The following is a 15210-nucleotide window of genomic DNA, read 5'->3' as shown; positions in this document are numbered from 1 at the left end:
TATTATTTATGTCCCCAACTTTCTTTGCCTCAAAACTAAAACCCCCAGATTATTTGATAATTGATGATAAGGATGATGTTTACCATATTTCTAAAGTATTGAGAATAGAAAAAGGAGATCAGCTACAGGTAAATTATGATTCTAAATTGTATCTAACATTAGTTGAAAAAGTAAATGATAAAGAAATAACTTGCAAAATTGTTTCTGAGATTGGTGACAAAGAAAGCAAGGTAAATATTTATCTTTGTCAAAGTTTACCAAAGAAAGATAAGTGGGAGCTAATTTTGGAAAAATGTACCGAGTTAGGAGTTTTTGCTTTTATTCCTTTACAAACCCAAAGAAGTATTGTAAACTTAACAAAAGAGGAATTTGAGAAAAAGTATGTTAGGTGGAATAAAATAATAAGAGAAACAGTTAAACAGTGTGGAAGGAATTTTGTACCAAATCTTTTTAACGTATTGAATTTGGAAGAATGTCTTAGGTTGGCTAAAGAAGAAAAGGCAGATATATTGGTAGCATGGGAAGGGGCTAAAGAGGACTTAAAAAAAGTGTTTGAAAATGGAGTTAAAGATAAAGTTTTTCTTTTTATAGGTCCAGAAGGAAGCTTTAGTGAAGAAGAGATAGAGATGATGAGAAATTTTGGGGGAAAATTTTTTAATATGGGACCAAGAATTTTAAAAGTGGACACTGCTGCTATTGTTTCTTCTGCTCTCCTTCTCTATGAGAAAGGAGGCTTAGGTTTACTATAATACCTTGAGTAGAAAAGTTGCTTTTTATACTTTCGGATGTAAAGTAAATCAGTATGAAACAGAGAAGCTTAAGTATTTAGCTATAAAAGAGGGATGGGATGTAGTATCTTTAAATGACGAACCTGATCTTTTCTTTATTAATAGTTGTGCTGTAACTCATGTAGCAGAGAGAAAAGCAAGAAGACTCATTAATTACATAAGAATCCATTATAAAAAAACTAAAATTGCACTCGCTGGTTGCTATCCAGAAAGGATTAAACTTTTACCAGAAGAATTGAAGGTAGATTTTTTGTTAGATAATAAAAAAAAGTGGGAATTTTTCGGGGGTAATGAAGATTCTGTATTCTTGGTATCTGAGGATAGAGCAAGAGCTATTCTTAAAATACAAGATGGTTGCAATCAATTTTGTAGTTATTGTATAGTTCCTTATCTTCGTGGTAGAGAAAGAAGTAAAGGTTTGGATTATGTAATCAGGGAAGTTGAGGAATTGGTGGCTCGTGGCCATAAAGAGATAGTATTAACAGGAATAAGATTAGGTGCATATGGTCATGATTTAGGAGATAAAAATGCTTTAGTAAGTCTTCTTACTGAAATATTTGAAATAGAAGGACTTTACAAAGTAAGACTAAGTTCTTTAGAACCAATGGATATATCTGATAAATTGATTTCTATTGCTTCTCATCCTAAGCTTTGTAGGCATTGGCATATACCTCTTCAAAGTGGATCTGATGAGATCCTTAGAAAGATGAATAGGAAATATGATACCAAATATTTTTCTGATCTTGTCAATAAGTTAAGGGAAAAAGTGCCTGATATTGCAATTACTACAGATATAATAGTTGGATATCCTGAGGAAACCGATGAACATTTTAAACAAACCTTAGAATTTGCTAAAAAAATTAGGTTTATGAAAATACATGTTTTTCCTTTTTCTCCTCGCCCTTTTACTCTTGCTGGAAAGCTTACCCCTCTTCCTCCTAGGATAATAGAAGAGAGAAAAAGGAAATTGTTAGATCTGAGTAATTTATTATGGGAAGAATATGTATCATCTTTTATAGGTAAAGAAATCGAGGTTATGATAGAAGAGAAAGAGAGTAATATATACAGGGGTACGACTGATAATTATATAAAGGTGGAGTTTGAAGGTCCACACTATTTGGAAGAAGGTAATTATGTAAAAGTAATATTAGAAGATATAGATGAGGAAAAGAGTAAAGTTTATGCAAAATTATTGAAAGATGAGTTAAAAATAAGATAAGAAAGGAGGGAAGAATGTGACAGAAGTAAGAGTAGGAAAAGATGAAAGCTTGGATAGTGCTTTAAAAAGATTTAAGAAAAAGTTACAAGAAGATGGAGTATTGTCAGATATACGTAGACATGAATATTATGAAAAACCTAGTGAAAAAAGGAATAGAAAAAAAGCTCAATCAAAGAAGAAAAAGTAAGTGATATATGGAAAGGACTATAATTAAAACAGAGATAATAATACCAAAAGAATTACAAGCATATAAGGAAAATATTGCTAAAAAGTTAAAAGAAATAGAGGTTATAGAAGAAAACATAGAAATAAAAATATTAGAGGATAGGATTACAATGAATGGATCTCCTGAAGTTATAAAAAGGGTTGAGCAGTATTTATTGGACCAGATAAATAGTTTTTCTATGAAAGGGCCTACTGATGGAAGTAAACTTCTAATTTTTGACAAAAAAATAGTAAAAGTATTAACCCCAGGGCAGAAAAAATATGTGGAAGCTATAGAAAAAAATGAAATTGTTATTGCAAAAGGGCCCGCAGGAACAGGTAAGAGCTTTTTGGCTATAGCTATGGGTATTTCTTTTTTGAGGAATAATATAGTAAAGAAGATAGTATTGACAAGACCAGTAGTTGAAGCAGGTGAGAAGCTTGGTTTTCTCCCTGGGGATATACAACAAAAAGTAGATCCATATGTTAGGCCGTTATATGATTTTTTAGAAGAACTTTTAGGACTAGAAAGGCTTTTAAAATATATAGAGAGAAATATGATAGAGATAGTTCCACTAGCTTATATGAGAGGACGGACCTTTAAAGATTCTTTTGTTCTTCTAGATGAGGCACAGAATACAACTCCAATGCAGATGAAAATGTTTTTAACAAGATTTGGTTTTGGAAGTAAAATGGTTGTTACGGGTGATGTTACTCAAACAGATCTTGATACTAATGAAATGTCTGGTCTTATGCAAGCTTGGAAAATTTTGCAAGGAATAAAAGGTATTGCTTTTGTGGAACTCACGGAAGAAGATGTGGTTAGACATGATATCGTGAAAGAGATAATTAAAGCTTATGAAAAATGGGAGAAAAAAATTAAATGAGCGTAAATGTATTTGATTTGAAGAATAAAATTAATAAGAAGGAACTTGATAAAGTAAAAGACTTTATTAAAGAGGTTTTTAAGAAAAAGGGATTTTTACCTAATAAATATGATTTATCTATTGTTATAGTTGATGATGATAAGATTAAAGAGCTAAATAGTAAATATAGAGGGAAAGACATACCCACAGATGTTTTGTCATTTTCCTTAGGAAAAGATCCCAAGGGTAGACTTATTGGTGAAATATATATCTCTTATGATACTGCTGCAAAACAGGCAATAGAAAATAATAAAGATTTATTAGATGAAATAGCTTTTTTAAGTCTTCATGGCACTTTACATATTCTTGGTTATGATCATGAAGAAGAAAAAGATTTTGAAGAAATGGAAAGAGAAACCTTAAACTTAATAAGTCTATGGAAAAAATGAAAAATAGAAGTCTTAGGGAAAGTTTCACTAAAGCAATAGATGGTCTTGTATTTGGTATTAAATACGAAAGAAACATTAAAATTCAGATATTAATTACAGGTATATTAATTCTCTTTATGCTTTGTTTTCATTTTAGCTTAAATGATATACTTGTTGTGTTATTATGGATTGGAGTTGTTATAAGTGCTGAGTATATGAATACAGCTATAGAAAAGGCTATGGACTTTATAAATAATAGTTATTCTCCTCAGATAAAAATAGTTAAGGACTTGTCAGCATCAGCTGTTTTTATATTGTCGCTTTTGGCTTTTATTTCAGGTATTTTAATATTTATAAAATATATAAAAATCTTTAGACTTCAATAAAAGGGGTGTGAGGAAAAGCTGGAATATTTTACGATATTAATTTTGTTATTTATTTCTGGTTTTCTTTCTGCTTTAGAGACATCACTTCTCTCATCACCTAAGATTCGACTTCACCATTTAGCAGAGAATGGTAACAAAAGAGCAAAAAGGTTGATGAAATTGATGGAAAATTCTCAGAAGCTCTTAAGTACGATCCTTATTGCTAATAATCTTGTAAATATCTTGATTTCTTCGATTGCTACAAGAATAGCTCTAAGCATAACTCAAAATTTTGGTATAGCTATTGCTACAGGTATTTCTACCTTCTTTATAGTGATTTTTGGAGAAGTAATCCCTAAATCTTTAGGATTAAGATATAAAGAGAGGTATGCTCTATCTGTAATTAATTTATATTATCCCTTATATTTAATAATGCTTCCTATTACCAACTTTGTACTGACTTTTAGTAGCCTTTTTTATAAAATAATTGGTGGAGGCCAAGAAAAGATTTCACCTTTTGCTACTATAGATGAATTCTTAACTTTGGTAAATGTAGGTGAGAAAGAGGGAATAATAGAAAAAGAAGAAAAGGAATTAATTAATAATGTCCTTGAGTTTACAGATACAGAAGTACATGAAGTTATGGTGCCAAGAATAGATATGGTATGTATAAGTTCTGATGCTTCCTTAAAAGAGGCATGGAAAAAAATAATTGAAGAAGGTCATTCAAGGTTACCCGTATATGAAGGAAGTATTGATAATATTATAGGTATTGTACATGCTAAAGATATTTTAAAAGCTCTTGCAGAAAAGGATCAAAATATTGGCTTAAAAGATCTTATAAGAGAAGTTATATATGTACCTGAAAATATGAAGATTAATGAGCTTTTTAATGAGATGAGAAGGCGAAAGGCACATATGGCTATAGTGGTAGATGAATATGGTGGTACCGCAGGTTTGGTAACCTTAGAGGACCTTTTAGAAGAGATTGTAGGAGAAATAGAAGATGAGTATGATAAAGAAGAAACTAAATTCTCTTTTATAGATGATCACACATTATTAGTGGATGCTAAGATGAATATTTATGAACTTAATGATGTATTAGAGGAGTCTTGGGGTATGAGATTGCCAGAAACAGAATATGATACCTTAGGTGGCCTTATTTTGGATATTTTAGGGCGAGTACCATCAAAAGGTGAAGAGATTGATTTAGGTGATGTAGTTATTAAAATAGAGAGTGTAAGAAGGCAAAGAATTGAGAAAGTAAAAATTCTTAAAAAAACTAAGAAGGATGAGGGAGAAGAGGAGAAATGAAAGATACAAAATTCATTTTTATAACTGGTGGAGTTATATCATCCTTAGGAAAAGGTCTTACAACGGCATCTTTAGGACGTATCTTAAAAAGTAGAGGTTATAAAGTAACAGCATTGAAGTTCGATCCATATATAAATGTGGATGCTGGTACTATGAATCCATATCAACATGGAGAAGTTTTTGTAACTGAGGATGGTGCAGAAACGGATCTTGATTTGGGTCATTATGAAAGATTTTTGGATGTAAATTTATCCGCTCTAAATAATGTTACAACAGGCAAGATATATTCAAGAGTGATAAAAAAGGAAAGAGAAGGTAAGTACTTGGGTTCAACTGTACAAATAATACCTCATATTACAGAAGAGATAAAAGAAAGCATTAGAGTAGTAGCAAACGAAACCCAAGCTGATGTAGTTCTTGTGGAGATAGGAGGTACAGTAGGTGATATTGAAGGCTTACCTTTCTTAGAGGCTGCAAGGCAATTTAGAAAAGATGTAGGTAAAGATAATGTTATTTATCTTCATGTTACTCTTGTCCCATCTTTATTTCCTACAGGAGAATTAAAAACTAAACCTACCCAGCATAGTGTTAAAGAGTTAAGAAGCATAGGAATTCAGCCGGATATAATCCTTTGTAGAGCAAAGGATAGATTACCAAAGAGTATTAGGGAAAAGATTGCCTTATTTACAGATGTAGAGCCTGAAGCAGTAATAAGTGGAGTGGATGTGAATGATATTTATGCTATACCTCTTTATTTTGAAGAAGAAGGATTAGGAGATTTGGTATGTAATTTTTTGGGGTTGGAGAAAAGAGAGAGTGACTTAAGTGATTGGTCTGAAATGGTAAATAAAAAACTTCAGAGAGAAATAAATGTAACAATTTTAGGTAAGTATGTAACATTACCAGATGCTTATTTAAGTGTAGTACAAGCACTTAATCATGCAGCGAGATTTTATGGGGTAAAATTAAATATAAGATGGATAGAAAGTGATAAGGTAAATTCACTAAATGTAAATGAAATCTTAGAGGGTACTGAAGGGCTTTTGGTACCTGGAGGATTTGGAGCAAGAGGTGTTGAGGGAATGATAGAAGGAATTAGATGGGCAAGAATAAATAAGATTCCTTTCTTGGGTTTATGTTTAGGACTTCAATGTGCAGTTATAGAATTTGCAAGAAGTATTGGGTTAAAGGATGCAAACAGTAGTGAGTTTGATGAAAATACTAAAGATCCAGTAATAGATCTTATGTCTGAACAAAAAAATATTCAAGATAAGGGTGGAACTATGAGACTTGGAGCTTATCCTTGTGTAATTGATAAATCTTCCTTAGCTTATAAGTATTATCAGCAAGAGATTGTTTATGAAAGACATAGACATAGATACGAATTTAATAATAAATATAGAGATCTTTTTGAGAAAAACGGTCTTAAAGTAGTAGGTACTTCTCCTGATGGAAGATTGGTTGAGATTATTGAGCTTATAGATCATCCATGGTTTGTGGCTACCCAATTTCATCCTGAATACAAATCAAGACCTCTTAATCCTCATCCCCTTTTTAAAGGGTTCATAGAAACTATAATAAAGGAGAAAGCTAAATAATGGAAGATAAAGACCTTCTTGAAATTGCAAGAGATGTTTTGAAATTTTCCTATTCTCCTTATTCTAACTTTCCTGTAGGAGCTGTTTTGTTAACTAAGAGTGGAAAGATATATACTGGAGTAAACATAGAAAATGCTTCTTATGGTCTAACTATTTGTGCTGAACGGGTTGCTATTTTTAAAGCAGTTAGTGAGGGTGAGGAAGAATTTTTGAAAATTGTGATTGTTGGTAAAGATGGAGATGGAGTACCACCTTGTGGGGCTTGTAGACAGGTTATGATGGAATTTTCTCCTAAGATGGAAGTATTATTGTATAATTCTAAAGAAGAAAGATTTTATAGATATAAAGTAGAAGAGTTATTACCTCACAGTTTTAAATTGGAGGAAAAATAATGGGCAATACTAAACTTGCTTATGTAAGTATTATAGGTAAGCCCAATGCTGGTAAATCCACCCTATTGAATCTTTTAGTAGGAGAAAAAGTTTCTATAGTAGCTGACAAACCTCAAACAACAAGGCAAAGGATATTAGGAGTTTTGACTTTAGAATACGCACAATTTATTTTTTTAGATACTCCTGGATGGTTTCCTCCAAAACATTTACTTGGGGAGTATATGCAAAAAACTATTAAACAGACTATTGAAGACTCTGATATTGTATTATATGTAATTGATGCAACCTTAGAACTTGATGAAGATAATAAAACCCTTCTTCATTTTGTAAAAGGGCAAAAAAAACCCTGTTTAGTATTACTCAATAAGATTGATGCTGTATCACCGAAAATTTTGGAAGAAAGAAAAAATAAGATTATCTCCTTAGGAGTAGATCCAAATAATATAATTGAAATATCAGCTCTATATGGTACTAATAAAGATTTACTTTTAGAAAAACTAAAGGAATTATCTCCAGAAGGTGAATTTTTATATCCTCCAGATATGTTAACTGATCAAACAGATAAATTCTGGATTTCAGAAATAATAAGAGAAAAGATCATTCATCTTACTCATCAAGAAGTACCTCATTCGGTTGCAGTATATGTAGATGAAATTGATGAACGAAAAAATGGACAACTTATTTATATTCGTTCAACTATTATAGTTGAAAGACCTACTCAGAAGGCTATCTTAATTGGAAGAAATGGTCAGATGTTGAAGAAGATAGGTACTCTTGCAAGAATGGAGTTGGAAGAATATTTTAAAAAACAAGTGTATTTGGATCTTTGGGTAAAAGTTAGAGAAAAATGGAGAAAGAAACCTGAAATTTTGAGAGAGCTTGGATATATTTAATATTAGGAGGAAATTATATGGATAAAAAGACTTTAGCAAAAATGATAGATCATACCTTACTAAGACCTAATGCCTCTTCAAAGGATGTGACTGATTTTTGTAAAGAGGCATTAAAATATAGTTTTGCTTCTGTATGTATTCAACCTTATTTTGTCTCCTTAGCATATAGTATTTTAAAAGACTCTGATATAAAAGTTTGTACAGTCATAGACTTTCCTCATGGTCTAAACTCTTCTTCATCAAAAGCTTTTCAGGTTGATGATCTTTTAAGAAAAGGTGCAGAAGAGTTTGATATGGTAATTAATATTTCTGCTATAAAAGATAGAAATGAAAAAGTACTTAGGGAAGATATAAGAAAAGTTTTAGAGGCTTCACAAGGAAAAGTAGTAAAAGTTATTATTGAGACATGTTATCTAACAAATGAAGAGAAAATTTATGTTACAAATATAATAAAAGAAGAAAAAGCTCATTTTGTAAAAACATCTACAGGTTTTGGCCCCTCAGGAGCTACATTAGAAGATGTGTTGCTTCTTAAGAAAATTGCAGGAAAAGAGTTAAAGGTTAAGGCAGCAGGAGGTATAAGAACTTTAGAACAAGCTCTACAAATGATAGAATCAGGTGCTGATAGAATAGGTACATCTAATGGGATAGCTATAATAAATGAACTTAGAGAGTAGATATTATTATGAAGAAGGGTTAATTATAGATAGAAGGAAAATAGGAGATGGAGATTTGGTTTTACTTTTTTACGGAAAAGAGAAAGGGAAGTATTGGGTGAAGGCTCCAGGTGCTTTAAAAATAAAAAATCGCCTGAGAGGAAAGGTTGAGGTTATTACTCTTGGAAAAGGATATTTTGTGAAAAGGAAGGAATTAGATCTTCTTATAAATTGGGAGGTAATAGAAAGATTTGCTAATATAAAAAAAGATGTAGATACCTTTATATATGCTATTACTTATATAAAAAGGGCTGAGAAATTTCTTCCTGAGGGGGTAAAAGATAAGGAAGTTTTTGATCTATTATATAATTTTTTAAAGGAAATAAAAGAGAATAATGCTACTACTTCAGGGGATATCTTCTTAATTAAACTTTGGCAAAAACTTGGACTTTTACCTTTCCTCCCAACTAACTGTGTAAAGTGTGGAAGAAAATTTAATAGCGATGAAAAATTGTTATTGAATATCGAAGATTATAAAGTTTATTGTGTAGGTTGTAATAATTTGGATATAGAAATAGATTTAGAGGTTATAAACAAATATAATGAGATTTTAACCTGTGATTTTAATTATATAATTGGATCTAATATTATTACACGCTTTGAGGAAATAAAAAAATTAATGCCTATTTTGACAAAAAGGATAGAACAGGAGGTATAGAAAAAATGCTTTTTCAAGAGATTATTTTTAAACTTGATGAGTTTTGGCATAAACAAGGGTGTATAATTCAACAACCGTATGATATAGAAGTTGGTGCTGGTACTATGAATCCTGCTACTTTTTTTAGAGTATTAGGTCCAGAACCTTGGTATGTTGCATATGTAGAGCCCTCGAGAAGACCTACTGATGGTAGGTATGGAGAAAATCCAAATCGTCTTCAACATTATTATCAGTATCAAGTAATCCTTAAGCCTTCTCCAGATGATGTTCAAGAAATCTATATTGAAAGTTTAAGATATTTAGGTATTGATATAGAAAAGCATGACATAAGGTTTGTTGAAGATAATTGGGAATCTCCTACCTTAGGAGCATGGGGGATAGGTTGGGAGGTTTGGTTGGATGGAATGGAGATTACTCAATTTACATATTTTCAGCAGTGTGGGGGATTTGATTTGTTTCCTATATCTGCTGAAATAACCTATGGTCTTGAAAGAATTGCTATGTATATACAGGGAGTTGATGATTTCAAAGATATAAAATGGCAAGACAATGTAACTTATGGAGATGTACACCTGCAGGGGGAAATAGAGCATTGTAAATATAATTTTGAATTAGCTGATGTTGAGAGATTAAGATTATTATTTAATGAATATGAGAAAGAGGCAGAAAGATTGTTGGAAAGTGGATTAACTTTTCCTGCTTATGATTACGTTTTGAAATGTTCTCATACATTTAATTTATTAGATGCAAGAGGTGCTATAAGTGTGGTACAAAGAACACAATATATATCACGGATTAGAAAATTAGCATCAAAAGCTGCTGAAAACTATTTAAAAAGTAGAGAAGCTTTAGGATATCCTCTTCTAAATAAGGCGTGGAGAAAGGGGGAATAAAATCTTGGAAAGAGATCTCTTAGTTGAAATAGGCACAGAAGAGATGCCAGCAAGTTTTTTAGAACCAGCAATTAAACAAATAAAAGATTTTTCTTTTGATTATTTTGAAAAAAATTATTTAAGATACAGTGATTTAAAAGTTTGGGCAACACCAAGAAGGTTAGTTATATATGTGGAAAAATTAAAGGATTTTCAAGAATCTCAAGAAGAAGAGATAAGAGGACCTGCAGCCCATATAGCATATAAAGATGGTGAATGGACAGATGTTGCTAAAAAGTTTGCTGAACAAAATAAGGCAGATTTAAAAGATTTAATTATAAAAGATACTTCAAAAGGAAGATATGTTTTTTTAAAAAGGGTAAGAGAAGGAAAACCTACAATAGAAATTATCCAGTCTTTTGTAGTAGATATGCTTAAGAGTATAAGATTTCCTAAGATGATGAAATGGGGAAATGTTAATTTTACTTTTGGAAGACCCATACGCTGGATTCTATCTCTTTATGGAGATGAATTGGTACCTATAAATGTGGCAGGGGTAAATTCATCAAAATACACAAGACCTCCAAGATTTTATTTAAGATCCTTCATAGAAGTTAGTGATGCAACAAAATACCTAGATATCTTAAGAGAAAATTTTGTAATTGTTGATCATATAGAAAGAAAGGATAATATTTTAAAACAAATAAAAGAAATAGCTGAGGCTAATTCTCTCATATTAGATTATGATGCAGAACTATTAGATGAGGTTAATTTTTTAGTAGAATATCCTACTGCTTTATTAGGACACTTTGATGAAAGATATTTAAAATTACCAGATATAGTTTTGAAGGTGACATTGGAAAAGAAACAAAGATATTTTCCATTGAGAAATGAAGATGGTAATTTAGTTAACAGGTTTATAGTAATAAGAAATGGGACAAAGGAATATGCGGATATTGTAATAGAGGGTAATGAAAGGGTTTTGAAAGCAAGACTTGCTGATGCAGAATATTACTTTAATGAAGATATTAAGAATCCTTTGGAAAGTTATACGTCAAAATTAGAAGGTATTATTTTCCAAGAAAAGCTTGGTACTATTAAAGATAAAGTAGAAAGAGTAAAGAAAATAGTTTATGAAATTTCAAGGATTTTGTCTCTTTCTGAAGATGAAACAAAAATATTGTTACGGTGCGTTGATTTATATAAAGCAGATTTGGGGACTTTAATGGTTAGTGAGTATCCTGAACTACATGCTATTATGGGAAGCATCTATGCTAAAATTTCAGGAGAAAAAGAACCTATTCCTACAATAATTGGTGAATATATCTATCCAAGAACCTTAGATGAAAAGATACCATCTCACTATTTAGCATCTCTCTTAGGAATTGCGGATAGAATAGATAGCCTTGCTGGATATTTCTTTTTAGGTCTTTTCCCTACTGGATCTGAGGATCCTATTGGACTAAGGAGAATTACAGGAGGTCTTCTTAAGATATTTTTAGAAAGTGATATTAGGCTTAGTATAAAGGAGCTTCTTGAGTATGCTTGGAAGGTATATGGTTTTGGTGAGAGTAGAGATAGACTTTATCAAGGTTTTATTTTTATAGGTCAAAGATTAAGGAATATTTTATTAGATATGTATCCTCTTGAGGTAGTGGAAAGTGTTTTGAGTGTGGATTTTGATCCATTATGGAAAACAAAAAGAAGAATTGCTTTTATTATTGAAACAAAAAAGGATCCAAATTTTAATAGTGTGGTTAAAGCTTTCAATAGACTTTATAGGATCTTACCAAAGGAGTTAACCTTGAAAGAAATCAGGCCAGAACTTTTTGTCTCAAATTATGAGAAAAAGTTATATGAGGATTTTGTTAAAATAAAAAATGATTTAGAAAAAGATTTAGAAAAAGGTGATTATCTGAATCTTTTTAAGCATGAACTATTAATTACTTTTGCTAATGATATAGAAGCGTTCTTTGACAACGTTTTAGTGATGTCTCCAAATGAAGATGAAAAGAATAATAGGCTTTCTTTAATTTGGAATATTAAAACCTTTTTATGGGAATTTTGTGATTGGAGTAAACTTTCATAACTTTAAACTTTCATTAAAATTAGTCTTGATACGTTTATGATATAATCTCATAAGATAACTTTAAAAAAATATAAAAGTAAGGAGGATGACATATGTCAAAGAAAAGAGTATATCTATTTGAGGAGGCAGATGGTAAAAATCGTCTTCTTTTTGGTGGAAAAGGTGCAGGATTAGCAGATATGACCAAAGCAGGTCTCCCAGTTCCTCCAGGATTCATTATCACCACTGAAGTATGTAAAGAATATTACGAAAACGATAAGAAACTTCCAGAAGGTTTAATGGAAGAAGTTTTAGCAGCAATGAAAAAATTGGAGGAAAAGACAGGTAAGAAATTTGCTGATCCTGAGAATCCACTACTTGTTTCTGTAAGATCTGGAGCACCTGTATCAATGCCAGGAATGATGGATACAATTTTAAACCTTGGACTTAATGATGAGACTGTTAAAGGTTTAGCAAAAAAGAGTAATAATGAAAGATTTGCTTATGATTCTTATAGAAGATTTATACAGATGTTTGGAAATGTAGTTCTTGGTATTCCTCATGAGAAATTTGAGGAAATTTTAGATCACTATAAGAAAGAGCAAGGAGCTAAATTAGATAGTGAACTTACAGCCGAAACTCTTAAGAAAGTAGTAGAAGCCTATAAAGAGCTTGTTAGGAAAGAGCATGGTAAAGATTTCCCTCAAGATCCATATCAACAACTTGAAATGGCTATAAAAGCAGTTTTTGATTCTTGGAATAATGAAAGAGCCATAATTTATAGGAAACTCCATAATATTCCAGAGGACTATGGTACAGCAGTAAATATTGTAACTATGGTTTTTGGAAACATGGGTGATGATAGTGGTACAGGAGTAGCCTTTACGAGAAACCCATCTACAGGGGAAAAGGAATTCTATGGTGAATATTTAACTAATGCACAGGGTGAAGACGTGGTAGCAGGAATAAGAACTCCTCAACCAATCTCAAAATTAGCGGAAGAAATGCCTGAAGTTTATAAGCAACTTCTTGAAGTTAGAGATCTACTTGAAAAGTATTATAGAGATGTTCAAGACATAGAATTTACAATTGAGAAAGGAAAACTTTACATGCTTCAGACAAGAAATGCAAAAAGAACAGCTGCAGCAGCAGTTAAAATAGCTGTAGATATGGTCAAGGAAGGATTAATTACAAAAGAGGAAGCTATATTAAGGGTTTCTCCAGAACAGATAAATCAGTTGCTTCATGCCCAAATAGATCCAAAGGCTGAAAAGAAAGTAATTGCAAAGGGTCTTCCTGCATCTCCAGGTGCAGCTTCTGGAAAAGTAGTATTCTCTTCTCGTGAGGCAGAAAAGAGAGGAAAAGAAGGAGAAAAAGTCATCCTTGTAAGACCTGAGACCACACCAGATGATATTGGTGGTCTTGCAGCAGCTCAAGGTGTATTAACAAGTAGAGGTGGAATGACAAGCCACGCAGCTGTAGTTGCAAGAGGAATGGGTAAGCCCGCTGTAGTAGGATGTGAGGCAATAAAGATAGATCTTGAGAAAGAAGAATTTCGTGTGGGTGATGTGGTAGTAAAGAAAGATGATGTTATTACAATAGATGGTTCTACTGGTGAAGTAATTTTAGGAGAGGTTCCAATGATTCCACCTACTTTAAGCAACGAATTAATAGAGCTTCTTTCTTGGGCTGATGAAATTAGGAAGATTGGTGTAAGAGCTAATGCAGATACTCCTGAAGATGCACAAAAAGCATTTGAATATGGTGCTGAAGGGATAGGTCTTGCAAGAACAGAGCATATGTTCTTAGGAAATAGGCTTCCATTAGTACAAGAGATGATTCTTGCAGAAACTGAAGAAGAAAGAAGAAAGGCTTTAGAAAAATTATTACCAGTACAAAGAGAGGATTTTATAGGATTATTCAAGGCTATGCAAGGAAAACCTGTAACAATCCGATTAATTGACCCACCATTACATGAATTCTTACCACCATTACTGGATTTAACTGTAGAAGTTGAAGTTATGAAAGCAAAGGGAATTACAGGAAAAGAATTAGAAGAAAAAGAAAAATTACTTTCTGTAGTAAAAAGATTGCATGAGTTTAACCCTATGATGGGATTTAGAGGTTGTAGATTGGGAATGATTTATCCAGAAATATTTGAAATGCAGGTAAGAGCAATTATGGAGGCGGCTGTTGCAGTAGCTAAAGAAGGACTTCCTGTAAAACCAGAAATTATGATCCCTCTTGTAGCATTAGAGTCTGAAATGAAAGTTCTTGGAGATTTAATACATAGAGTAGCAAAAGAAGTTTTAGAAAAGAATGGAGTTAATATTGAATATAAGGTTGGGACTATGATTGAGGTTCCAAGAGCTGCATTGATTGCTGACAAACTTGCACAAGTCGCTGAATTCTTCTCCTTCGGTACTAATGACCTTACTCAGATGACCTTTGCTTTCAGCCGTGACGATGCTGAAGGTAAGTTCTTAGGAAGATATAGAGAAAAGGGATACATTGAAGATGATCCATTTGAACACTTAGATACACAAGGTGTAGGAGAACTAATGAAAATAGCAATTCAAAAAGGAAGATCTACAAGGCCTGACTTAAAAGTTGGAATCTGTGGTGAACATGGTGGAGATCCTAAGTCTATAGAGTTCTGCTATCAAATAGGTTTGAATTATGTAAGTTGTTCACCTTTCAGAGTACCTATTGCAAGACTTGCTGCTGCACAAGCTACATTGAAATATCAAAAGCAAATGGAATTTGTAGATAGGACAGCTTAAAGAGGTGATAAATTTAGGGGGGAGGAGTAAAAACTTCTCCCCCCTA

15 protein-coding genes are annotated in these 15210 nt (G+C 32.1%); all 15 read left to right on the top strand.

The features are described 5' to 3' along the window. Positions 1-8: 8 nt before the first annotated feature. The 15 genes from ACY3JJ_RS06990 (at position 9) to ppdK (ending at position 15164) form a co-directional block, all read left to right on the top strand. Positions 9-749: an RsmE family RNA methyltransferase gene (locus ACY3JJ_RS06990; RefSeq protein WP_463091373.1), complete on the top strand. Its 741-nt coding sequence runs from the start codon at positions 9-11 to the stop codon at positions 747-749. Positions 750-753: 4 nt separating this feature from the next. Further along, positions 754-2007, top strand: coding sequence for a MiaB/RimO family radical SAM methylthiotransferase (locus ACY3JJ_RS06985; RefSeq protein WP_463091372.1), 1254 nt, complete (start codon positions 754-756; stop codon positions 2005-2007). Positions 2008-2023: 16 nt separating this feature from the next. Beyond that, positions 2024-2194 (top strand): 30S ribosomal protein S21, encoded by a 171-nt coding sequence (rpsU, locus tag ACY3JJ_RS06980; RefSeq protein WP_148807442.1) that lies wholly within the window; start codon positions 2024-2026, stop codon positions 2192-2194. A gap of 7 nt (positions 2195-2201) precedes the next feature. Beyond that, positions 2202-3098 (top strand): PhoH family protein, encoded by an 897-nt coding sequence (locus tag ACY3JJ_RS06975; protein ID WP_463091371.1) that lies wholly within the window; start codon positions 2202-2204, stop codon positions 3096-3098. After that, on the top strand, positions 3095-3526 hold the full coding sequence (gene ybeY / locus ACY3JJ_RS06970; protein WP_463091370.1) for an rRNA maturation RNase YbeY: 432 nt from the start codon (positions 3095-3097) through the stop codon (positions 3524-3526). The genes ACY3JJ_RS06975 and ybeY overlap by 4 nt, the downstream gene beginning before the upstream one ends. Next, positions 3523-3891, top strand: coding sequence for a diacylglycerol kinase (locus tag ACY3JJ_RS06965; protein WP_463091369.1), 369 nt, complete (start codon positions 3523-3525; stop codon positions 3889-3891). Before ybeY ends, ACY3JJ_RS06965 begins: the two co-directional genes overlap by 4 nt. 42 nt (positions 3892-3933) lie before the next feature. Further along, positions 3934-5184, top strand: coding sequence for a hemolysin family protein (locus ACY3JJ_RS06960; RefSeq protein WP_463091368.1), 1251 nt, complete (start codon positions 3934-3936; stop codon positions 5182-5184). Then, the gene (locus tag ACY3JJ_RS06955) at positions 5181-6782 is read left to right on the top strand and encodes a CTP synthase (protein WP_463091367.1); all 1602 of its coding nucleotides are present in this window, start codon (positions 5181-5183) and stop codon (positions 6780-6782) included. Before ACY3JJ_RS06960 ends, ACY3JJ_RS06955 begins: the two co-directional genes overlap by 4 nt. Then, positions 6782-7174 (top strand): cytidine deaminase, encoded by a 393-nt coding sequence (cdd, locus tag ACY3JJ_RS06950; RefSeq protein ID WP_463081910.1) that lies wholly within the window; start codon positions 6782-6784, stop codon positions 7172-7174. Before ACY3JJ_RS06955 ends, cdd begins: the two co-directional genes overlap by 1 nt. After that, positions 7174-8067, top strand: coding sequence for a GTPase Era (gene era, locus ACY3JJ_RS06945; protein WP_463091366.1), 894 nt, complete (start codon positions 7174-7176; stop codon positions 8065-8067). Before cdd ends, era begins: the two co-directional genes overlap by 1 nt. 17 nt (positions 8068-8084) lie before the next feature. Beyond that, positions 8085-8744: a deoxyribose-phosphate aldolase gene (deoC, locus tag ACY3JJ_RS06940; RefSeq protein WP_463091365.1), complete on the top strand. Its 660-nt coding sequence runs from the start codon at positions 8085-8087 to the stop codon at positions 8742-8744. Beyond that, the gene (recO, locus tag ACY3JJ_RS06935) at positions 8728-9441 is read left to right on the top strand and encodes a DNA repair protein RecO (RefSeq protein WP_463091364.1); all 714 of its coding nucleotides are present in this window, start codon (positions 8728-8730) and stop codon (positions 9439-9441) included. The genes deoC and recO overlap by 17 nt, the downstream gene beginning before the upstream one ends. Before the next feature lie 5 nt (positions 9442-9446). Next, positions 9447-10334, top strand: a complete 888-nt coding sequence (glyQ, locus tag ACY3JJ_RS06930) for a glycine--tRNA ligase subunit alpha (RefSeq protein WP_463091363.1) — start codon at positions 9447-9449, stop codon at positions 10332-10334. A 4-nt stretch (positions 10335-10338) separates the two neighbouring features. After that, positions 10339-12402: a glycine--tRNA ligase subunit beta gene (gene glyS / locus ACY3JJ_RS06925; protein WP_463091362.1), complete on the top strand. Its 2064-nt coding sequence runs from the start codon at positions 10339-10341 to the stop codon at positions 12400-12402. Positions 12403-12494: 92 nt separating this feature from the next. Beyond that, entirely contained in the window at positions 12495-15164 is a 2670-nt protein-coding gene (gene ppdK, locus ACY3JJ_RS06920; RefSeq protein WP_463091361.1) for a pyruvate, phosphate dikinase, read from the top strand. Positions 15165-15210: the final 46 nt, after the last annotated feature.

The organism is Dictyoglomus sp. DH (assembly GCF_055181375.1).
Note: the sequence above shows the minus strand (reverse complement) of the source record. Positions and strands in the feature narration are given on the sequence as shown.